Genomic DNA, 18,971 nt, shown 5'->3' with positions numbered 1-18,971 from the left:
GCGGAGACGTCGGCGCCCATGTCCGTGCCCTCTCGCCCGACTCCGTCCGGCGGCGGGGCGACGAGGTGCCGGTCGGTCGCTGACCGGCGCATCATCCAGGCCGGCCCGCCGCAACCCACCGGGGCCGGTGCCCGGACCTCTCGGCGGGCGTCGACGGCCGCGCCTTCGAGCGGGCGGGGTCCCGCGCGCCTCCGCAGCACGGCCGCCACCCTCGCCCGCCGCGGATGAACACCGCGGCCGGCGCGGGCGGGACGGACCGGAACGCCGGGCGGTCACGCGCCGCTCGCGTCCAGCATCTCGTCACGCTCGACGATCTTCACGCGCTCGCGGCCCTGCGGCTCGCCCAGCGCCTTCTCGGCGGCGTCGAGGCGGTACCAGCCGTCCCAGGTGGTGTAACGGACGTTCCGCTCGGCGAGGAACGCCTCCACGGCCTCCGGGGCGGGCGCCTCGGGCGTGTGCAGGCGGCCCCCGGCGTGGTCCTCCAGCAGGCTGGCCACGGTCTCGTTGGCGTCGCCCTTGGTGTGACCGATCAGGCCCACCGGGCCGCGCCGGATCCAGCCGGTGACGTACGTGGACCGCAGGTGCTCGCCGGTCGCCTCCACGACCCGGCCCGCCTCGTTCGGGACGGTGCCCGACTCCACGTCCCAGGGGAGCTTGGGCAGCTTGTCGGAGAGGTAGCCCACGGCGCGGTAGACCGCGGTGACGTCCCAGTCCGTGAAGGTGCCGGTGCCCTTGACGTTGCCCGTGCCGTCCAGTTCGGTGCGTTCGGTGCGCAGGCCGACGACCTCGCCGTTCTCGCCGAGGATCTCGGTGGGCGCCTCGAAGAAGTGCAGGAACAGCTTGTGCGGCCGGTCGCCGACGTCGCGGATCGCCCAGTTCTCCAGGGTCTTGGCGACCATGTCGGCCTGCTTGTTGCCGCGCCGGGTCGCGATCGAGCCCTCGTCGTAGTCGATGTCCTCGGGGTTGACGATGACCTCGATGTTCGGGGAGTGGTCCAGCTCCCGCAGCTCCATCGGGCTGAACTTCGCCTGTGCCGGGCCCCGGCGACCGAAGACGTGGATCTCCACGGCCTTGTTGGCCTGCAGGCCGGCGTGGACGTTCGGCGGTATCTCGGTCGGCAGCAGCTCCTCGGCCGTCTTGGCCAGGATGCGCGCCACGTCGAGCGCGACGTTGCCGACGCCGAGGACGGCGACCTTCTCCGCGTCGAGCGGCCAGGTGCGCGGCACGTCCGGGTGCCCGTCGTACCAGGAGACGAAGTCGGCGGCGCCGTACGAGCCCTTGAGGTCGATCCCCGGGATGTCGAGCGCGCGGTCGGCGGTCGCGCCGGTGGAGAAGATCACACCGTCGTAGAAGGTCCGCAGGTCGTCCAGGCTGATGTCGCCCGGGTAGTCGACGTTGCCGAAGAGGCGGATCTGCGGCTTGTCGAGGACCTGGTGCAGGGCGGTGATGATGCCCTTGATCCGGGGATGGTCGGGGGCGACGCCGTAACGGATCAGACCGAAGGGGGCCGGCATGCGCTCGAAGAGGTCGATGGAGACGCCGGGGTCGGCGGCCACTGCTGACTTCAGCAGGGCGTCGGCGGCGTAGATCCCGGCAGGGCCGGCACCGACGATGGCTACCCGCAGAGGGCGCGGCATGTTCAGGTCCCTTCGAGCGATGACAGAGAAGCTCACCTGAGAGCTTAAACTTAGGTAAGCCTAACTGACTGCTCGGGGTGGGTGCAGGGCGCCTTGGGACCAAGCACGGACCAGCGGGAACGAGCGGCGTGACGCCACCGTCCGCTCCACTTCCCCCCATTCTGTCATCGGTCGCCGCCGCGCGGTCGCCGGGGACGCCGGTGTGGTGCAGGTCATGGCCGGACACCGTGTCCCGGCCCCGCACGGTGTGAGCCGGCGGCCGGGCGGCGGCCCGGGACGCGAAGCCGCGAACGTCCCCGCGCGGACCCGCGGACCCGCGGGCCGTGACGAACGGGGACACCGCGGCGCCCCCGGTCCGCCCCACCGGGTACACGGTCACCGCCCGGGCGCCGTACCCGTGCGACGGCCGGGGCTGTTCCGGCGGGCGTGCCGCTGAGAAGATCGTCCGTGTCGTGACCCGCGGGTCCACCCGAACCCGGAAGGAAGCAACGAGATCATGTGCGTCGTCGTGGCCCGTGACCTGGCGGAGGTGCGCGGATGACCCGCAGCGAGGAAAGTGCGGAAGCCGTCCTGCTGCACACCGCCGGACGGGCCGCCCACATCGTCCTCAACCGTCCCCGAGCGCTCAACGCCCTGAACCACGCGATGGTCCGCCGCATCGACGAGGCGCTCACCGCCTGGGAGCACGACCCGTCCGTCGAGACCGTCGTCATCAGCGGCGCGGGGGAGCGCGGGCTGTGTGCGGGCGGCGACATCCGCGCGATCCACGACGACGCCCGCGACGGGGACGGCAGCGCGTCGGCCGCGTTCTGGCGCGACGAGTACCGCCTCAACGCCCGTATCGCCCGCTGGCCCAAGCCGTACGTCGCCGTCATGGACGGGATCGTCATGGGCGGCGGGGTCGGTCTCTCCGCGCACGGCGACGTCCGCGTCGCCACCGAGCGCTCCCGGATCGCCATGCCGGAGACCGGGATCGGCTTCGTGCCGGACGTCGGCGGCACCCACCTGCTCGCCCGCGCCCCGGGCGAACTGGGTACGCACCTCGCGCTGACGGGCGCGCGGATCGGCGCCGCCGACGCCCTGCTGTGCGGACTCGCCGACCACCTCGTGCCGTCCGCCGCGCTGCCGCGGTTCCTCGACGACCTCGCCGACCTGCCCGTGGGGGAGGCCCTCGCCCGGCACGCGCAGTCGCCGCCGCCGGGAGAGCTGGCCGGGCGGCGGGAGTGGATCGACACCTGCTACGCCGCCGACACGGTCGAGGAGATCGTCCGGCGGCTGATCGCCCAGGGCGACCCGGCCGCGAAGGAGACCGCCGAGACCCTGCTCGCCAAGTCCCCCACCTCCCTGAAGGTCACCCTGGCCGCCCTGCGCCGCGCCCGTCGGCTCGGCTCGCTGGAGCGGGTCCTGGACCAGGAGTACCGGGTCTCCTGCGCGGCGCTGACCACCCACGACCTGGTGGAGGGCATCCGCGCCCAGGTCGTCGACAAGGACCGCACCCCGCGCTGGTCACCGGCCACCCTCGCCGAGGTCACGGACTCCGACGTCGAGCGCTTCTTCACCCCCCTCGGCCCGCACGAACTCGGCCTGGCCGCCGGGACCGACTGACACCGCGCCGAGGGGCGCGCCGGGCGGGCATGGCTCGCGGGGACGGGCGGGCCGGCGATCAGCGCTCGGGGCCGGTCCGCGGGGACGGCCCCCCGTGCCGCGGTTCACTCCGGAAGCGAGGAGGCGTCGCCGACGGCGAGGAGCGGTTCGAGGGGGAACTCCCGGTCGGCCTGGCCGATGGCCAGGGCCGGCCGGCCGGAGGACGGCGGCCGCCACACCTGCATGCCGCCGGCGACGGTGCACAGGAAGGCCGGCGGCTCGGGGACGCCGGACTCCCGGTCCGGGCGGTCGGCTTCGAGGTACGGCCACAGATCCACCGTCACGGGGGCGCCCCAGCGGCCGGTCAGCACACCGGCCAGTGCGGTGAGGTCGGCTTCCAGCTGCCGCTCGGCCGCCTCGACGACCTCCGGGCCGCGGCCGTCCCGGAAGTCCTGACTCCTCCGGAGCACGGCCACGTGGTGCCCCGGCCCGTCCACCTGCCGTTCCCCGGCCGGCCCTGCCGCTCGGGGAACGGCAGGGCACTCGACTCGTCGACGACCGACAACCGGGTCCCGGTGGACTCCGTCGGCCGGTGCCGGCTCGGCACGAGCGGAGCTTGGCCAGGGAGCGGCCCCGGGCGGGAAGCGGCCGTACTCCGGCGGGACACCGGTCAGCAGTCCTCGACGGCCGCCGCGTCGAGCAGGGGGCCGAGTTCGCGGACCGCGTTCGTCAGGGCGCGGACGTCCTGTTCGGCGCGGGCGATGAGGATCGCTCCCTCCAGAGTGCTGATCATGAGCGTGGCCAGCGCGCCGGCCCGCTCCCCGGGCACCCCCATGTCCGTCAGGGCCCCGGCCACCGGCCCGGTCCAGGCGGCGAACGCGGCGGCCGCGGCCCGGCGCGTGGACGCCGTGGTCTCCGCGCAGTCCACCGTGGCGGCGGCGACGGGGCAGCCGCCCGCGAAGCCGGCGCTCTCGTACTCGTCGGTCCACTGGCGCGCCATCTCGGCGAACAGCCCGCCGGGCGTCGGTTCGGGCAGCGCGGCGAGGAAGCGGGCGACGCGCCTGCCCGCGTACCGGCCGGCCCAGCCCACCGCCTCGTTGACGAGCTGCTCCTTGCCGCCGGGGAAGTAGTGCTGGAGCGAACCGCGCGGCGCGCCCGCGTGGGCGGCCACCTCGCGCATGCCCGTGGAGGCGACCCCCTCGCGCCGGATGAGCTGGGCCGCGCTGAACACCATCCGCTCGCGCGGCCCCCGTTCGGACTGCGCCATGGCCGACCTCCCCCACCGTGTCGCGAGCGCTTGCCGCTCCACTCTATGACCGCCGTCACAGCGGGCCCTACTATGACCGCTGTCATAGTGGATGGTGGCAACTGCGACGGCCCGGCCCGCCGTGGGCCGGGGAAGGCGGTGCGTCGTGTACGTCGGTTTCGTCGGCCTCGGGGTCATGGGGCAGCCCATGGCGCTCAACCTCACCCGCGCGGGGACGCCCCTCGTCGTCTGGAACCGCACCCCGGCCCGGTGCGAACCCCTGCGCGCCGCCGGGGCGGAGGTCGCCGCGAGCGCCGCGGAGGTCTTCGACCGGGCCGGGACGGTGATCCTCATGCTGGCCGACGAGGCCGCCGTGGACGCCGTCCTGGGACGCGGCACCCCGGACTTCGGCCCGCGCGTGGCCGGGCGCGCCGTCGTCCACATGGGCACGACCTCGGCCGAGTACTCGCGCGGCCTGCAGGACGACGTACGGGCGGCGGGCGGCAGGTACGTCGAGGCCCCGGTCTCCGGCTCCCGCGTCCCGGCCGAGCAGGGGCGGCTGGTGGGGATGCTGGCGGGCGACGACGACGTCGTGGAGGCCGTGCGGCCCCTGCTCGCCCCCCTGTGCCACGAGGTGTTCGGCTGCGGCCCGGTCCCGGGCGCGCTGCTGATGAAGTTCTCGGTCAACCTGTTCCTGATCACCCAGGTCACCGGGCTCGCCGAGGCGTTCCACTTCGCCGACCGGCACGGGCTCGATCAGCGCCTGCTCCGGGACGTCCTGGACGCGGGGCCGATGGCCAGCGCCGTCTCCCGTACGAAGGCGCCCAAGCTGCTGGACCGCGACTTCTCCGTCCAGGCGTCCGCCGCGGACGTGCTGAAGAACAACCGGCTGATCGCACAGGCCGCCCGCAGGGCCGGTCTGGCCTCCCCGCTCCTCGACGTCTGCCACACCCTCTACGGCGAGACCGTCGAACAGGGCCACGGCGGCGAGGACATGGCGGCCGTGGTGCAGGCCCTGGAGACACGGACCCGTGACATCCCCCGTCCGGACCGTGGCGGAACGGGGAGCGGTCGGCACCCCTCGGCCCCGCGGGGCACCGGCGGCTGACCCGCCGCACACCCGCGCGCCCGGGGCGGTACCACGCCACTTCGACCAGCCGGGTTCCGGGCGCCGGGGCCGGTGAGGCGCGGTGGCCGGCGCGAGGGTGCCCGGACGGTGTGCCCGCCGCGGCGGCGTGGCGGGGCGGGGGTCACGTCCGGCGCAGGTCCTTGATGCGGCGGAGTTTGCCCATCGAGCGTTCCAGGGTCTCCGGTTCGACGATGTCCACCTCCACGGTCACACCGACACCGTCCTTCACACCCTTGGCGATCGCCCGCGCGGCGGCCTCGCGCTGTTCCGGTGCCGCGCCGGGGCGCGCCTCGACGCGGACGGCCATGTGGTCCATCCGTCCGCGCCGGGACAGCTGGACCTGGAAGTGCGGGGCGACGCCGGGGGTGCGCAGCACGATCTCCTCGATCTGGCTGGGGAAGACGTTCACCCCGCGCAGGATGATCATGTCGTCGCAGCGGCCGGTGATCTTCTCGATGCGGCGGAAGGCGGGACGTGCCGTGCCCGGCAGCAGCCGGGTCAGGTCGCGGGTGCGGTAGCGGACGACGGGCAGGGCCTCCTTGGTGAGGGTGGTGAGGACCAGTTCGCCGCTGTCGCCGTCGGGCAGGACCTCGTCGGTGACCGGGTCGACGACCTCGGGCAGGAAGTGGTCCTCCCACACGTGCAGGCCGTCCTTGGTCTCCACGCACTCCTGGGCGACGCCGGGCCCCATCACCTCCGACAGGCCGTATATGTCGACGGCGTGGAGGTCGAGGCGCTCCTCGATCTCGCGGCGCATCTCCTCCGTCCACGGCTCGGCGCCGAAGACGCCGACCCTCAGGGAGGTGGAGCGCGGGTCGACCCCCTGGCGCTCGAACTCGTCGAGCAGGGTGAGCATGTACGAGGGGGTGACCATGATGATCTCGGGCCGGAAGTCCTGGATGATCTGCACCTGACGCGCGGTCATGCCGCCCGAGGCGGGGATGACGGTGCAGCCGGCGCGCTCGGCGCCGTAGTGGGCGCCCAGGCCGCCGGTGAACAGGCCGTAGCCGTAGGAGACGTGCACCTTGTGGCCGGGGCGGCCGCCGGCGGCGCGGATCGAGCGGGCGACGAGGTCGGCCCACGCGGAGAGGTCGTTCTCGGTGTAACCGACCACGGTGGGACGCCCGGTGGTGCCGCTGGAGGCGTGGACGCGGCGCACCTCGGACATGGGGACGGCGAACATGCCGAAGGGGTAGGTGTCCCGCAGGTCGGCCTTGGTGGTGAAGGGGAAGCGCGCGATGTCCTCCGGGGAGCGGCAGTCCTCGGGGCCGACACCGGCCTCGTCGAACTTCTTGCGGTACAGCTCCACGTTGTCGTACGCGTGCCGCAGGGTCGCCCGCAGGCGGCGGAGCTGGAGGTCGCGCAGTTCGTCCCGGGACATCCGCTCGGCCGGGTCCATCAGGTCCTCCGGGAGGGGCTCCCCCCGGCGAGCCGTGGCGGTGACCGGGGCCTTCGGTTCGCTCCTCATCGCGCCTCCCTCGCTTGCGTGCTCCTGACGGTGCGGCTGCGGCCGCGGAACTCCGCGATCACCTCGTCGCCGCGCACGACGCTCACGTCGTAGATGCCGCTGCGGCCGAACCGGGTGCGCTCCCGGGCGCGGGCCAGCAGGACGTCGCCCCGCCGGGCGGGGGCCACGAAGTCGATGTCGGCCCCGGCCGCGACGGTCACGGGGCCGTGACTGTTGCAGGCGCAGGCGAAGGCGGTGTCGGCGAGCAGGAACAGGTAGCCGCCGTGGGCGATCCCGTGTCCGTTGACCATCGAGGCGGTCACCGTCATACGGAGCACGGCCGTCCCCTCGCCGTGCTCCAGTATCTCGATGCCAAGTCCTCGGGACGCCTCGTCGGCGGTGAACATCGCCTCGACGGGATGCGATGCGTCCTTCGTGGGCTGCGTCACGATTCCTACCACCTTGTGTACCGACCGAACATTCGGTTAGCGTGCGGCACGGCCAAGTAACCCAGCATCACCACTGCGTGTCAAGAGGTGGACCGCATGCCGCACGAGGTCCCCCGGAGACCGCGTTTCCTCGCACGTCCCCGCGTGTCGCCGAAGCGCGCCACGGCCGCCGCGGGGAGCCGTGGGCACGGGACTCCGTGCACGGAGTCCCCGAGCGGACGGTCCGCGGCGAGGACCGCATGACACGTTCGGCCGGAGAAGAGGAGCCGGGCATGACCTCGGCACCCGCAGTGGCCGGAGTGATCGGCGGCGGCCGCATGGGCGCCGGTGTCGCGCAGGTCTCCGCGACGGCCGGCGCCCTGGTGACCGTCGTGGAGAGCGACCGGCGGCCGCGGCACCGGGCCGCGTCGCCGCCGGCCTGGGGCGGGCCGCGGAGCGCGACGCGCTCGACGAGTCCCCGGAGCGGGTGCTCGGCCGGGTGAACACGGTCGATTCCGTACGGCACCTGCCCGCGGACCGGCCCGTCGCGCGGGCGGGCACGGCCCCTGTCCGTGTGTCCGGAACGGCGGTGGAGGGTCGGTGGCTCGGGGCCGCGCACCACCAGGAAGTACCAGTCCCCGCACCCGTGGTCGGCGAGCGGCAGCCGTCCGTTCGCCCAGGGCACGTCCAGGTACTCGGCCTGGAGCCGGTCGTAGCCGGCCTCGTGGACCGGGTCGGACTCCGGTCGGGCCACGTGCTCCCGCCGGTCCTCGGGGGCGCCGAGCATGTCACCGAAGCAGACGTCGCCCGTGAGCGGGCTGTCCGCGCACAGCGCCGCCGTGCCCCGGGTCCGCGCGACGCGGTCCACGGCCTCGGCCAGCAGCAGCCCGTAGTACGGGCCCGCCCCGCCCGTCGCCGACGGTGGTGACGAACTCCCGGTGGTCCTCCGGCAGCCGGGTGCCGAGCCGCCGTTCCAGGTCCGCGACGGCCGCCTCGGCGGCCGGTGCGCCGAGCCGGTGGTCGTGCTCGCGGGCACCGAACACCATCCGGTCGCCGTCGCCGTCGCCGTCGCCGTCGCCGTCGCCGTCGCCGTCGCCGTCGCCGTCGCCGTCGCCGTCGCCGTCGCCGTCGCCGTCGCTGTCGCCGTCGCCGTCGCCGTCGCCGTCGCCGTCGCCGTCGCCGTCGCCGTCGCCGTCGCCGTCGCTGTCGCCGTCGGCGTTGCGCAGCGCGCGCAGCCGGTCCGTGATCTCACTCAAAAGGGTTGTCGTGGCGGGAGGTCAGGGGACTTCACCGACAGTGTGACGGCACCCGGTGCGACGGTGCCGGGCGACGGAGCCGGAACCGGGCCTGCCGCCGCCGGACGTCGCAGTGCGGGCCACCGCGGACGTCACCCGATCGCGGTCGCCAGGAGTGTCCGAGGGCGCGCTCGGCACGGTCCGTCGTCCTCAACCGGTCGGCACGCTTTACGACTTCGCCCCTGTTGTTGCGTAGGGTCGGGGTGACAGCCGCAGGCCGGTCGAGGGAGGGGAGAGCCTCGGTGGAGGCGAACGAGAGCTGGAGTGAGCGCGCGGCATGCCGGGCCGTGGACCCGGAGGAGCTGTTCGTCGAGGGGGCGGCGCAGCACAGGGCCAAGGCCGTGTGCTCCGGCTGCCTGGTGCGTACGGAGTGCCTGGCGTACGCCCTCGACCACCGGATCGAGCACGGGGTCTGGGGCGGCATGACCGAGCGGGAACGCCGCGCCCTGCTGCGCCGCCGGCCGACGGTCACCTCCTGGCGGCACCTGCTGGAGACGGCGCGCTGGGAGCACGAGCGGCGGTCCGGCGCCCCGGGGCGACACCGCCAGGAGAGCCGGTCGGCCGAGGCCGGCTGACCGGCCCTCCACCGTTCGGGGAACCGCCTGCCACGGACCGGTCCGTGGCAGGCGCCGAGACACGGGTGCCGTCCGCCGGGCGCAGGCGGCACCGTCTCCTGCCATGCCACCGTCCTGGGCGGAAGCAAGCGCACACATGACAAGTGTCATGTGTTTCCGTGCGCGGGGTCGTTCCGGGGGAGGAGGAGCGCCGCCGGTTTCGCGACCAGGATGAGTGCCTCACGCATGCGTCGAAGCGTGCGGCACCGAGTGAGACAGGAGTGACCGACGATGCGCCTTGCCCGCCCGAACACCGGCCACCGTGCGAACACCGGCCGCCGTCCGGCCCGCGGACGGCTCCGCCCGGCCTCGGCGGCCTCGGCCGCGGTTCTCTCGCTGGCGGTCGCGGTGGTACCGGCCCAGGCGGCGGACCGGCCGTCCGCGGCGGGCGGCGCGCCCGTCGCGGCCCCCGCCGCCGGCATACCCGCCGTCGGCACCCCTGCTGCCGGCGGCCTCGACCGCGCGGCCCTTCGCGCGTCACTGGAGGCGTTCCACCGAGCCGGGATGTACGGCGCCCACTCGGCGGTCCGCGACGGTTCCGCGCAGTGGCTGGGGGCCGCCGGGTCGGCCGACGTGGACACCCGGCGGCCGGTGCGGCCGGACTTCGAGCACCGGATCGGCAGCATCACCAAGACCTTCACCGCGGTGGCCGTCCTCCAGCAGGTCCACCGGGGACGGATCGGCCTCGACGCGCCGATCGGCCGCTACCTGCCCGAGCTGATACCGGGTGAACGCGGCCGCGGGGTGACGGTCCGGATGCTGCTCAACCACACCAGTGGCATCGGCGACTACATACCGGGCGCGTTCCCCGCGCTCGCCACCGACCCGGGCGAGGCGCTCGACGAGGGCCGCTTCCGGCACTGGGAGCCCGAGGAACTGGCCCGGCTCGGTCTCGCCGCCGAGCCGCTCGCGGAGCGCGGCACCTACAGCTACTCCAACACCAACTACATCATCGCCGGGCTGCTGCTCCGGAAGGTCACCGGTGAAGCCCCCGAGGACTGCATCACCCGCGAGGTGATCCGGAAGGCGGGACTGCGGCACACCTACTTCCCGCGCTCGGCCCGTCTCTCCGGACCGCACGCGAAGATGTACGAATCGATGTACGGATATATCGACCCGGCTCGTGACTACAGCGTCTACGACATGTCCTGGGGCGGCACGGCAGGGGCGATGGTCTCGACGATGCGGGACCTCAACGACTTCTACCGCCTGCTGCTCGGCGGCGGGCTGCTCGGCCCCGACGAGCTGCGCGCCATGAAGACCACCGTCCCGATGTACGCACCCGGCCCGGGCGAGGAGGCCAGAGCGCGCTACGGCCTGGGCATCTACACCCAGCAACTGCCCGACGGCCGCTGGTACTGGGGGCACGACGGAGCCGTCTGGGGAGCCGGGACCTGGGCGATGTCCAGCGAGGACGGCCGCCGACAGGTGGCCCTGGGCTTCAACCTGACGAAGTACGAGCGGTTCGACGAGAACGGCGTCCCGTTGCCGGACCCCATCGGGGCGGCGCTGAACGACTACGCGATCGGGGCGCTCACCGGATCCTTCCCGGCGCGGACCACACCGCCCGTTCCGCCCGCCCCGGGGTCCCGGCCGGCCCCCGGCGCGCCGACGGCCCCCCGGCTGCTGGTCGTACCGGAACAGCCGCGCCGCTGAGCGGTGACACGGTGACACGGTCCGGCGCATCCGCCCCGGGGGCGGATGCGCCGGACCGCGATACTGTGCCGCCACCCACGCGCGACCGAGGTCGCCCATCCCGTCGTCGGCCCGGACGGAGGGACGCACCGCCGCGGTGGCGGCACCCGTACGCCGGCCGGCGGGCACACGGACGAGGCACCCGTCCCACACACTGTGCGGGACTCACACACTGTGCGAGTGGTGAGGGGCACGGCGCGCCATGGGAATCCGCGGGAGCTCCCACGGGCCGGCCCCGGTGGGCCAACCGCCCCGGCCGGCGGCTCCTTGAGGTTCCGGCTCCGGGGCGCGGACCCGTACCGTCGGCCGATCCTGTGCCGTGCGGCCGGAACAGCCCGGCCTGCAGACTCTCCCTCCACTGACGATAGAGTCGGGGGCATGGCAGACGAAACGAGCATCAAGGTCGGTGTCGCCACACGCGACCGCCTGGCCGTGCTCGCGGCTGAACGGGGCACCACCATCCGTCGCCTCGTCGAGGAGCTCGCGGCAGCCCGGCCGACCCGGGCCGAGTACGAGGAGCGCGCCACCCAGGCCCGCGCCGAACTGGCCTCCCTGCTCGGTACCGCGCCCGGCGAGGAGGCCGAGGCCAGGGCCCGCGGTCTCCTGCAGGGCCTCGGTGCGGGTCATGACCCGGCGGTCGGATAAGTGGCCCCTGTAGCCGTGGTGCTGGACCACACGACCACCGCCGCCCTCTACGACCCCAAGGACCCTCACAACGAGGCCGTAGCCGCCTTCTACGTCCAGGCCTCCGGCGGCCTGGGCACCCTCTACGTCCCCGTCCTCTCCCTGGTCGCCGGTGACGTCAAACAGCCCGGCCTGTGCGCGTACATCAACGGCCTGCGCTTCGTCCAGGTCGAGCCCTTCGACCGGGACGCGGCCCTCACCGCCACCGAGCTGCTGCACGCCGGGCACTCCTGGGCCGCCGTCCACGCCATCCACGCCATCTACGCGGCCCGCCCCTCCGCCGCGTTCCCGGCCGGCCGCTTCCTGCTGACCCTCACCCCAGAGCTGTACGAGGGCACCGGCGTGCAAACGGTCCACCCCGGCGCGTAGAGCGAGCCCCGCCGTCGGCCGCTCGCCCGCGGCAGCCGCTCACCGCGCGGGGCCGCGGGACTCCGCCGTCCACGGGCGGGCCGGCGCCGGTGACGACAGGTCCTAGCGGCGCTCGGTGGCGGCCGGGCGCACGCGGGGGGTCCTGGTGGAGACCAGAAGGGGCACCGCGAGTGCGGCGGCGCAGGCCGCCGACGCCGCTGCCGTCACCCGGACCCCCTGCGGCACGTCGTCCACCGCCCTGCGCTCCCCGTCCTCCATGACGCACACGGTGCTCAGGGTGGTGAAGCGGACCTCGTAGTCCACCGCCCCCTCCAGACGGAGCCGGCACGGGTGGTCGTAGGGGAACGGAGCCGAGTCGGCCCCGCCCTCCTGTGCCACGGCCACGGTCGACATCAGCCCGATGGCGCCCAGGGCGTAGGAGGCGGTGGCGGCGGCCGCGCAGGCGAAGGCGGCGGCCGCGACCGCACGCTGCCGTCCCGCCCAGCGGCTGCCTCCCGGCAGCGCGGCCCCGAGGCTCTGGAGGAGGAAGAAGCCGACCAGCACGACAGCGGCCAGGAACACCACCGGCACGAAGAAGATCACGACAGCTCTTTCCCCCCGGGTTCGACCGCTCACGGCATCCTGCCCGCATCCGTCCGCTCCCGGTGCCGGCTGTGGTGCGGATCACGTAGGGGCGGGTGGCCCGGGCGGGCGGCCCCTGGCGGGCCGTCACACCGTCCCGCGCCGCCGCCTGATCGGCGCGCCCACACGGTGCAGATGCGTCAGCGCCTCCCGGTAGGACCGGATCAGCCCGGTCTCGTGGTACGGCACTCCGATCTCGGCGCAGTAGTCGCGCACGATCGCCTGGGCCCGCCGCAGGTGCGGGGTGGGCATGCTCGGGAAAAGGTGGTGCTCGATCTGGTAGTTGAGTCCGCCCAGCAGTACGTCGGTGATCACACCGCCGCGCACGTTCCGCGAGGTCAGCACCTGGCGCCGCAGGAAGTCGGGCCGCTCGTCGCCGGTGAGCGTCGGCATGCCCTTGTGGTTGGGGGCGAAGACGCAGCCGAGGTAGACGCCGAACAGGCACTGGTTCACGAGCAGGAACGCCACCGCCTTGCCCGGGGGCAGCACCACGAAGAGGGCGGACAGGAACGCCGCGACGTGCGCGAGGAGCAGCGCGCTCTCCAGCCGCCGGTTCCTCAGCGACGGCGAGCGCAGCGCCCGTACGCTCGACACGTGGAGGTTGAAGCCCTCCAGCGTCAGCAGCGGGAAGAACAGGAACGCCTGGTGGCCGCCGAGGAAGCGGGCCAGGCCCCGGCTGGAGCGGGCCTGGTCGGTGGACCACACCAGGATGTCCGGGGCGACGTCAGGATCCAGTTCCTCGTGATTGGGGTTGGCGTGGTGGCGGGTGTGCTTGTTCATCCACCAGCCGTAGCTCATGCCGATGCCCAGGTTGCCGAACAGCCGGCCCCCGATCTCGCTCGGCCGGCGCGTACGGAAGACCTGACGGTGCGCCAGGTCGTGGGCCGCCAGCGCGATCTGGCCGAAGACCACGGCGAGGCAGGCGGCGACCGCCAGCTGCCACCAGGTGTCGCCGAGGGCGAAGAAGACCGCCCAGCACGCCACCAGCAGTGCGGTCACCAGGGTCAGGCGTACCGCGTAATAGCCGGGGCGCCGCTCCAACAGGCCCGCGTCCGCTATGCGCCGGGACAGCCGGGCGAAGTCGCTGCCGGTGCCGGCACCGGGATCGGGGTCGGACGGGCGGGGCCGCGCGGCGAGCGGCGCGGCCCCGGCGGAGGAATCGGTCGGGATCGTCATGCTGCCGAGTCTGCGGACCGCCGTCCGGCGCGGACAGCCTGCTGGACCCCGGACGCGGAGGGGTGCTGACGCCATGCGGCAGCGGGGGTTGGCACCACCTTCGCGCCCTTGAGCTGCCGCTCCTCGGTGTGGCGCGTCCACGGGATCCGGAAGCGCGAACCCACCGTGTGCACCGCGAGGACCGGTGGGGACATCGGCGCGCCGGTGATCACACCGAGGACGAGCACGACGGCCGCGCAGACCCGTGCGGCCGAGCCGGTACGGCAGCCACCGGCCGCCCCGCGCCGTGCGCTGCGGGCCCGTGCCGATCGGCCGCCGCACGGCGGCCTGCTCCCCGGGCCGCCGGGCACCTCGCGGTGCCGGAGCCTGCGGGTGAGGCCGTCCGCGCCCGGGTCCCGCCCGGGCCGAACCCGCCGTGCCCGGCCGACCGGTCGAGGCCGGCCTCCGGCAGAGGCCGGCCTCCCGGCCGTGCCTGACCTTCCGGCCGAGGCCGACCACGGCCTCGGCCGGATCACCGGCCCGGCCTCCGTGTCCGGCCGGCCCGACCGGACGGTCCCGGGCCGGGCCCGACGCATCCGCCGGTCAGCCGGCCGCCCCGGTGAACATGCCCGCCTCGTAGGAGCCGCCCCGCTGGTGCACGATCACGGCGAGCCGGTTCGCCGCGTTGACGAGGGCGACCAAGCAGACCAGCGCGGCGACTTCGTCGTCGCCGTAGTGCTCGCGTACCCGGGCCCAGGTCTCGTCGGACACACCGTCGTGGGCGTCGGCGAGGCGGGTGCCCTCCTCGGCGAGCGCCAGCGCGGCCCGCTCCGCGTCGGTGAACACGGTGGACTCGCGCCAGGCGGCGACCAGGCTGAGCCGGACCGCGGTCTCCCCGGCGGCCGCGGCCTCCTTGGTGTGCAGGTCGACGCACCAGCCGCAGCCGTTGATCTGACTGACCCGCAGCGACACCAGCTCCTGCGCGGACCTCGGCAGCGGTGACCGGTGGATCACCAGAGCGGTGTTGGCGAACCGCTGGGCGAAGGCGGCCGCGATCCCGTTGCCGGACAGGTCGAATCGGGGTTCCATGACGTCGTTCCTCCTTGTGGTGCGGTGCCGGGCGGACACGAGACGCAGCCGGCCGCCTTCCTGTGACGGCGGCGGCCGTGTGACGTGTGCCACCGTCCGCGGGTGTCACAGAACCGCGGGGAACGGCGTCCTGTGCGTGCCGCAGGGAGTCCTACGTCGGGACATGGCTGCCCGAGCCGCTGCTCACCTCGCCCGACGTGGCCGAGGACGTCGAACTGGCCGACAGCGTCTCGACGGCGATGCTGCTGGTGCTGGAGACGCTCGCGCCGACCGAGCGGGCGGTGTTCGTGCTGCGCGAGGTGTTCGGCCTCGGGTACGAGGAGATCGCCGAGGCCGTGGACAAGAGTCCGGCGGCGGTCCGCCAGATCGCGCACCGGGCGCGGACCCACGTCGCGGCGCGCCGGCCGCGCGGGGCCGTCTCCCCGTCCGAGACCCGGAGCGCGCTCGACGCGTTCCGGCGGGCGGTCGAGACGGGCGACCTGCAGAGCCTGCTCGACGTCCTCGCGCCGGACGTCGTCCTCCTGGGTGACGGCGGCGGTGTCCGGCAAGCTGTTCCGCGGCCCGTCGTGGGGGCCGACAAGGTGGGCCGCCTGCTGGTCGCCGGACTGGGCGGGAGCACGGCGGCGTCGCTGCGACCGGTTCAGGTCAACGGCCGTCCTGCGCTGGTCCTCCGGCTCGACGGCGCGATCGACACCGTGGTGACGGTGCGTGTCGACGACGGTCTCATCACCGGGCTCTACGCCGTGCGCAACCCCGGGAAACTGTCGTACATGCAGCGGGAGACCGCCCTGCGCCGCTGAGTCCGCGGCCCGGCCGTGGACGGTGCGCGGAGGGGGAGGTGGCCCTTGGTCGGGGACGCTCGAGGGCCGTGCGGTTGCGCCGGGTGCCCGCCGGTCCGCCGCGGCGCCCGCGGTCCCGGTGCGGGCGACGGCCGGTCCGCCGCGGTGTCCGCGGCCGGTGCGGGCGACGGCCGCCGTGTGAGCGTGGGGCGAAGCCGTGTCGGACGGGGCCGGGCGTTGCATGCGGCCGGTGGATGCGAGACGGTGACGCTGTGCAGATTCCTCGAGCGGCAGAGAGGTGGTGGGGTACGCACAGCGCGTCCCCCTCTTCGTGACTCCTTCTCCGGGTGCCCCCGACAGTCCGCGCGGTGGTGGCGTCAGTGTCAGCGCGGCGTGGAGCGATGCCCCCTATCCCGTGCTGGTCGTCGACGGCGACGGGGACGTGGTCGACGCCAACGAGGCCGCGCGCCCGCTGTTCCCGCTCGCGGCGGACGCCGGTGGCCTCCCGGCGGAGGACCTGCCGCTCTGGCTGGCGGACGCGCACCGCCGGCTGCGGACGTCCGGGACCCCGGAGCCGGGCGCCGTCTCGGGGACGGTGGCGGGCCGTACGTTCGAGGCGCACCCCTCGCCCGGTGAGGACGGGGACGTGGTGTGGTGGCTGGTGGAGAACACCGATCTCCGGCTGGCCGAGGACGCTCTGCGCACGGAGCGCGAGCGCACGGAGCTGCTGGCGCGGGTCTCCGGTGTGCTGTTGTCATCGTTGAACGTGGACCGGTGCACGGAAGTGACGGCGCGGATGGCCGCTGATCATCTCGCCGATGCGGCGGTCATCGTCGCACCGGCGCAAGGACGCCGTCACCCCCTGACGTACGCGCAGGTCGGCGGTACGGTCACGCAGGAACTGACGCAGATCGACCCGTCGTCGGTCCCCGGGCTCGCGGAGGCCCTGCAGGGCTTCCCGCCGGTCCCGACGCGGTGGATCGACCCCGAGTGCCTTCCCGGCTGGGTGATCCCGCCCGGTTTCCGGGGCCCGATCGGCTCGGTGATCGTCACTCCGCTGCCCGGGCACGGCGCCCCGGCCGGCGTGCTGATCCTGCTGCGCTCCAGCACGCACCGGGCGTTCACGGACGGCGAGGAGGTCTTCGCCCGGCTGTTCGCCGCGCGGGCCGGAGCGGCGCTGTCGGCGGCGCACCTGTACGCGGAGCAGGTCTCGATCACCGCCACCCTGCTGCAGGAACTGCTGCCGCCCCGCCTCGAGCGGGTCCACGGCGTGGAGTACGCCGGCGCCTACCGGGCGTCCCAGGACCACGAACGCGTCGGTGGCGACTTCTACGACGTGCACCCCGGTACGGACCCGTCGAAGGAGACGTTCGCCGTCCTCGGCGACGTGGCGGGCAAGGGCCTGGAGGCCGCCGTTCTGACCGGCAAGATCCGCAGTGTGCTGCACGCGCTGCTGCCGCTGTCCGGCGACCACCAGCAGGTCCTCACGCTCCTCAACGAGGCGCTGCTCACCTCGCACCACACCCGCTACGCATCCCTGGTGATGGCCTCGGTGCGGCGCCGCTCGGGGCTGGTGCGGCTGAGGCTGACCAGTGCGGGGCATCTGCCGCCGCTGATCGTCCGTGGCGACGGCCGGGTGGAGGCGGCCGGCACCACCGGGCAGATCGTCGGCGCCCTGCCCCGGGTCGCCGCACGCAGCGCGGAGGTCGTCCTGGCACCAGGGGAGACGTGCCTGCTGTACACGGACGGCATCACCGACGCCCGCGGCGGCCCCCTGGGCGACCAGCTCTACGGCGAGGACCGGCTGCGCCGCGTGCTGGGGGAGTGCGCGCGGATGCCGGCGGAGGCGGTGGTGGAGCGCGTGCAGATGCTGGCCGCGCAGTGGCTGGGCGGCGGCCGCCACGACGACATGGCCACCCTCGCCATCACCAACCCCGCCGGCGGACGCGGCGCCCTGCACATCGTCAGCGGGCCCGACGACGCCACCGGCACCGGCCGCGGCCGCCGCCCGGGCGGGGGAGGACGCTGATGGCGAAAGACGGCGGGGCGGACCTCCTCGACGGGCTGCCGGACCGGCTGTGGGCCGCGGTGACCGCCGTGCGATCCCTCTGCATACCCGTCATGGCCGGCGGCGCCTCCGGCCGCGACGACCGCCACGCCCGTGCGATCAGGGCCGACGCCCGGGCCCCGGACGCCGCCCGCCGCGTGTCCGCCGGCTCCCCGGGCCCCCGGGGCTGGACGCCCCGGCCGGGCAGCCGCACGTACTTCCCCCGCGCCCGCACCTTCCTCGACGCGGCCGGCACAGCGCTCTCCCAGACGCCCGCACCCCCCGCCCGTCCCGGCCGAGGAATGACCGTATGACCGCCTGTCAGCCAGTCCAGTTCTCCCTGGTCACCCGCGCCTCCAGCGATCACACGATGGAACTGGCGATCCGCGGGGACCTCGACTACGACACCGGCGACGAGTTCCTCACGGCGGTGAACGGGGCGCTGGACACCCACGCGGAGCGGTACGGGCCGTCCCTGCGCCACCTGCACGTGGACTGCGCCGAGCTGACCGCCATCGACTCCATCGGCCTGTCCGCCCTGCTCGCGCTGCGCCGGCGCACCCACCCCGCCGGCGTCACACTGCACTTCCACCGCCGGCCCGTGCACTTCGTCCGCATGCTCGAAGTCACCGGGACCGCCGACCACCTCGTCGAGCGTGCCGACGACACCGTCGGCACCGCCGCCCCGCCGGAGGACCGGACCGGCACCGCGCCGGCGTCCGGACAACGCTGAGCGGTGGCCAGGCGGTCCGCTCCGGCCGGCGGCCACCGGCCGCGGCCCGCGTCGTGACCGCCTTGCGGGGGCGAGTGCTGCCGCTGGGGCGCGCGGTACGAAAAAGGGGCGAGCATATGCCGTAACTGTACGGTTGGAGGTTTTTGTCTCTGTGCGTGCGGGCTGCGGGGGAGTACACCAAGAGTGTGGTGGTACCGCGCATGCGACGAGGCTGTGCGGTACCGCCGGCCGGCGCGGCGGTGAGCGGAAGCGCGGCCTGCCGGCCCGCGTCGCCGAGGACGTCCTGACAGCACCAGGCGAGGGCGGCGGCCGTTACGGATGGGTCGACGGCCGCGTGCGCCGAACAGGGGTCAGCTCCCCCTCCGGACAGGCGCACCCCCCGGCGACCGCCGCGTCCCCGGCCGACCGGGCCGACCGGG

General features: G+C 74.4%; 19 protein-coding genes and 1 pseudogene. 11 read left to right on the top strand and 9 right to left on the bottom strand.

Going from position 1 to position 18,971, the window contains the following annotated elements:
• Positions 1-272: 272 nt before the first annotated feature.
• On the bottom strand, positions 273-1,637 hold the full coding sequence (locus tag IE271_RS20920) for an FAD-dependent oxidoreductase (RefSeq protein ID WP_190191900.1): 1,365 nt from the start codon (positions 1,635-1,637) through the stop codon (positions 273-275).
• A 537-nt stretch (positions 1,638-2,174) separates the two neighbouring features.
• On the opposite strand from IE271_RS20920, the gene IE271_RS20915 reads away from it, so the two are divergent.
• Positions 2,175-3,242 carry an enoyl-CoA hydratase/isomerase family protein gene (locus tag IE271_RS20915; RefSeq protein WP_190191899.1) on the top strand — a complete coding sequence of 356 codons (1,068 nt, stop codon included), beginning with the start codon at positions 2,175-2,177 and terminating at the stop codon, positions 3,240-3,242.
• Between the two features lie 104 nt (positions 3,243-3,346).
• Here IE271_RS20915 and IE271_RS20910 read toward each other — a convergent pair whose 3' ends face one another.
• A complete protein-coding gene (locus tag IE271_RS20910) occupies positions 3,347-3,691 on the bottom strand; it encodes a hypothetical protein (protein ID WP_229919462.1) in 345 nt (114 codons plus the stop codon).
• Positions 3,692-3,891: 200 nt separating this feature from the next.
• On the bottom strand, positions 3,892-4,488 hold the full coding sequence (locus tag IE271_RS20905; protein ID WP_190191898.1) for a TetR/AcrR family transcriptional regulator: 597 nt from the start codon (positions 4,486-4,488) through the stop codon (positions 3,892-3,894).
• Positions 4,489-4,633: 145 nt separating this feature from the next.
• On the opposite strand from IE271_RS20905, the gene IE271_RS20900 reads away from it, so the two are divergent.
• Positions 4,634-5,575 carry an NAD(P)-dependent oxidoreductase gene (locus IE271_RS20900; RefSeq protein WP_229919461.1) on the top strand — a complete coding sequence of 314 codons (942 nt, stop codon included), beginning with the start codon at positions 4,634-4,636 and terminating at the stop codon, positions 5,573-5,575.
• Positions 5,576-5,717: 142 nt separating this feature from the next.
• On the opposite strand, the gene paaK is transcribed toward IE271_RS20900, so the two are convergent.
• Both paaK and paaI read right to left on the bottom strand, forming a co-directional pair.
• Complete coding sequence (paaK, locus tag IE271_RS20895; RefSeq protein ID WP_190191896.1) at positions 5,718-7,064, bottom strand: phenylacetate--CoA ligase PaaK; 1,347 nt, start codon at positions 7,062-7,064, stop codon at positions 5,718-5,720.
• Positions 7,061-7,450 carry a hydroxyphenylacetyl-CoA thioesterase PaaI gene (gene paaI, locus IE271_RS20890; protein WP_190191979.1) on the bottom strand — a complete coding sequence of 130 codons (390 nt, stop codon included), beginning with the start codon at positions 7,448-7,450 and terminating at the stop codon, positions 7,061-7,063. The genes paaK and paaI overlap by 4 nt, the downstream gene beginning before the upstream one ends.
• 314 nt (positions 7,451-7,764) lie before the next feature.
• Here paaI and IE271_RS42185 point away from each other — a divergent pair, with 314 nt between their 5' ends.
• Positions 7,765-7,974, top strand: a complete 210-nt coding sequence (locus IE271_RS42185; protein ID WP_229919460.1) for a 3-hydroxyacyl-CoA dehydrogenase NAD-binding domain-containing protein — start codon at positions 7,765-7,767, stop codon at positions 7,972-7,974.
• Positions 7,975-8,259: 285 nt separating this feature from the next.
• Here the strand turns inward: IE271_RS42185 and IE271_RS42180 are convergent, their stop codons facing one another.
• Positions 8,260-8,727, bottom strand: coding sequence for an SMI1/KNR4 family protein (locus tag IE271_RS42180; protein WP_229919459.1), 468 nt, complete (start codon positions 8,725-8,727; stop codon positions 8,260-8,262).
• Positions 8,728-9,008: 281 nt separating this feature from the next.
• On the opposite strand from IE271_RS42180, the gene IE271_RS43610 reads away from it, so the two are divergent.
• The 4 genes from IE271_RS43610 (at position 9,009) to IE271_RS20865 (ending at position 12,128) form a co-directional block, all read left to right on the top strand.
• A complete protein-coding gene (locus IE271_RS43610) occupies positions 9,009-9,341 on the top strand; it encodes a WhiB family transcriptional regulator (protein ID WP_190191895.1) in 333 nt (110 codons plus the stop codon).
• Between the two features lie 270 nt (positions 9,342-9,611).
• On the top strand, positions 9,612-11,036 hold the full coding sequence (locus IE271_RS20875; protein ID WP_190191894.1) for a serine hydrolase domain-containing protein: 1,425 nt from the start codon (positions 9,612-9,614) through the stop codon (positions 11,034-11,036).
• Positions 11,037-11,453: 417 nt separating this feature from the next.
• Entirely contained in the window at positions 11,454-11,720 is a 267-nt protein-coding gene (locus IE271_RS20870; RefSeq protein ID WP_190191893.1) for a hypothetical protein, read from the top strand.
• Positions 11,721-12,128 (top strand): PIN domain-containing protein, encoded by a 408-nt coding sequence (locus tag IE271_RS20865; protein ID WP_190191892.1) that lies wholly within the window; start codon positions 11,721-11,723, stop codon positions 12,126-12,128.
• A gap of 102 nt (positions 12,129-12,230) precedes the next feature.
• Here the strand turns inward: IE271_RS20865 and IE271_RS20860 are convergent, their stop codons facing one another.
• From IE271_RS20860 to IE271_RS20850, 3 genes are all read right to left on the bottom strand, one after another.
• On the bottom strand, positions 12,231-12,710 hold the full coding sequence (locus IE271_RS20860) for a hypothetical protein (RefSeq protein WP_190191891.1): 480 nt from the start codon (positions 12,708-12,710) through the stop codon (positions 12,231-12,233).
• A gap of 126 nt (positions 12,711-12,836) precedes the next feature.
• A complete protein-coding gene (locus tag IE271_RS20855; RefSeq protein ID WP_190191890.1) occupies positions 12,837-13,925 on the bottom strand; it encodes a fatty acid desaturase family protein in 1,089 nt (362 codons plus the stop codon).
• A gap of 582 nt (positions 13,926-14,507) precedes the next feature.
• Complete coding sequence (locus IE271_RS20850; protein ID WP_190191889.1) at positions 14,508-14,993, bottom strand: carboxymuconolactone decarboxylase family protein; 486 nt, start codon at positions 14,991-14,993, stop codon at positions 14,508-14,510.
• A 140-nt stretch (positions 14,994-15,133) separates the two neighbouring features.
• Here IE271_RS20850 and IE271_RS20845 point away from each other — a divergent pair.
• From IE271_RS20845 to IE271_RS20830, 4 genes and pseudogenes are all read left to right on the top strand, one after another.
• A pseudogene (locus IE271_RS20845) lies at positions 15,134-15,793 on the top strand (sigma factor-like helix-turn-helix DNA-binding protein); the annotation flags it as partial.
• 310 nt (positions 15,794-16,103) lie between these two features.
• On the top strand, positions 16,104-17,801 hold the full coding sequence (locus IE271_RS20840; RefSeq protein WP_229919458.1) for a PP2C family protein-serine/threonine phosphatase: 1,698 nt from the start codon (positions 16,104-16,106) through the stop codon (positions 17,799-17,801).
• Positions 17,801-18,133 (top strand): hypothetical protein, encoded by a 333-nt coding sequence (locus IE271_RS20835; RefSeq protein WP_190191887.1) that lies wholly within the window; start codon positions 17,801-17,803, stop codon positions 18,131-18,133. The genes IE271_RS20840 and IE271_RS20835 overlap by 1 nt, the downstream gene beginning before the upstream one ends.
• Positions 18,130-18,552: an STAS domain-containing protein gene (locus IE271_RS20830; RefSeq protein WP_190191886.1), complete on the top strand. Its 423-nt coding sequence runs from the start codon at positions 18,130-18,132 to the stop codon at positions 18,550-18,552. The genes IE271_RS20835 and IE271_RS20830 overlap by 4 nt, the downstream gene beginning before the upstream one ends.
• Positions 18,553-18,971 lie beyond the last annotated feature (419 nt).

The organism is Streptomyces minutiscleroticus (assembly GCF_014650875.1).
Taxonomy (GTDB): domain Bacteria; phylum Actinomycetota; class Actinomycetes; order Streptomycetales; family Streptomycetaceae; genus Streptomyces; species Streptomyces minutiscleroticus.
Note: the sequence above shows the minus strand (reverse complement) of the source record. Positions and strands in the feature narration are given on the sequence as shown.

Excerpts from the sequence above, each read along its gene's own strand:
- IE271_RS20835 (WP_190191887.1), top strand. The coding sequence starts at position 17,801 with ATGGCGAAAGACGGCGGGGCGGACCTCCTCGACGGGCTGCCGGACCGG.
- IE271_RS42185 (WP_229919460.1), top strand. The coding sequence starts at position 7,765 with ATGACCTCGGCACCCGCAGTGGCCGGAGTGATCGGCGGCGGCCGCATG.
- IE271_RS20850 (WP_190191889.1), bottom strand. The coding sequence starts at position 14,993 with ATGGAACCCCGATTCGACCTGTCCGGCAACGGGATCGCGGCCGCCTTC.
- IE271_RS20920 (WP_190191900.1), bottom strand. The coding sequence starts at position 1,637 with ATGCCGCGCCCTCTGCGGGTAGCCATCGTCGGTGCCGGCCCTGCCGGG.
- paaK (WP_190191896.1), bottom strand. The coding sequence starts at position 7,064 with ATGAGGAGCGAACCGAAGGCCCCGGTCACCGCCACGGCTCGCCGGGGG.
- IE271_RS20905 (WP_190191898.1), bottom strand. The coding sequence starts at position 4,488 with ATGGCGCAGTCCGAACGGGGGCCGCGCGAGCGGATGGTGTTCAGCGCG.
- IE271_RS20870 (WP_190191893.1), top strand. The coding sequence starts at position 11,454 with ATGGCAGACGAAACGAGCATCAAGGTCGGTGTCGCCACACGCGACCGC.
- paaI (WP_190191979.1), bottom strand. The coding sequence starts at position 7,450 with ATGTTCACCGCCGACGAGGCGTCCCGAGGACTTGGCATCGAGATACTG.
- IE271_RS20855 (WP_190191890.1), bottom strand. The coding sequence starts at position 13,925 with ATGACGATCCCGACCGATTCCTCCGCCGGGGCCGCGCCGCTCGCCGCG.
- IE271_RS20875 (WP_190191894.1), top strand. The coding sequence starts at position 9,612 with ATGCGCCTTGCCCGCCCGAACACCGGCCACCGTGCGAACACCGGCCGC.
- IE271_RS20830 (WP_190191886.1), top strand. The coding sequence starts at position 18,130 with ATGACCGCCTGTCAGCCAGTCCAGTTCTCCCTGGTCACCCGCGCCTCC.
- IE271_RS20915 (WP_190191899.1), top strand. The coding sequence starts at position 2,175 with ATGACCCGCAGCGAGGAAAGTGCGGAAGCCGTCCTGCTGCACACCGCC.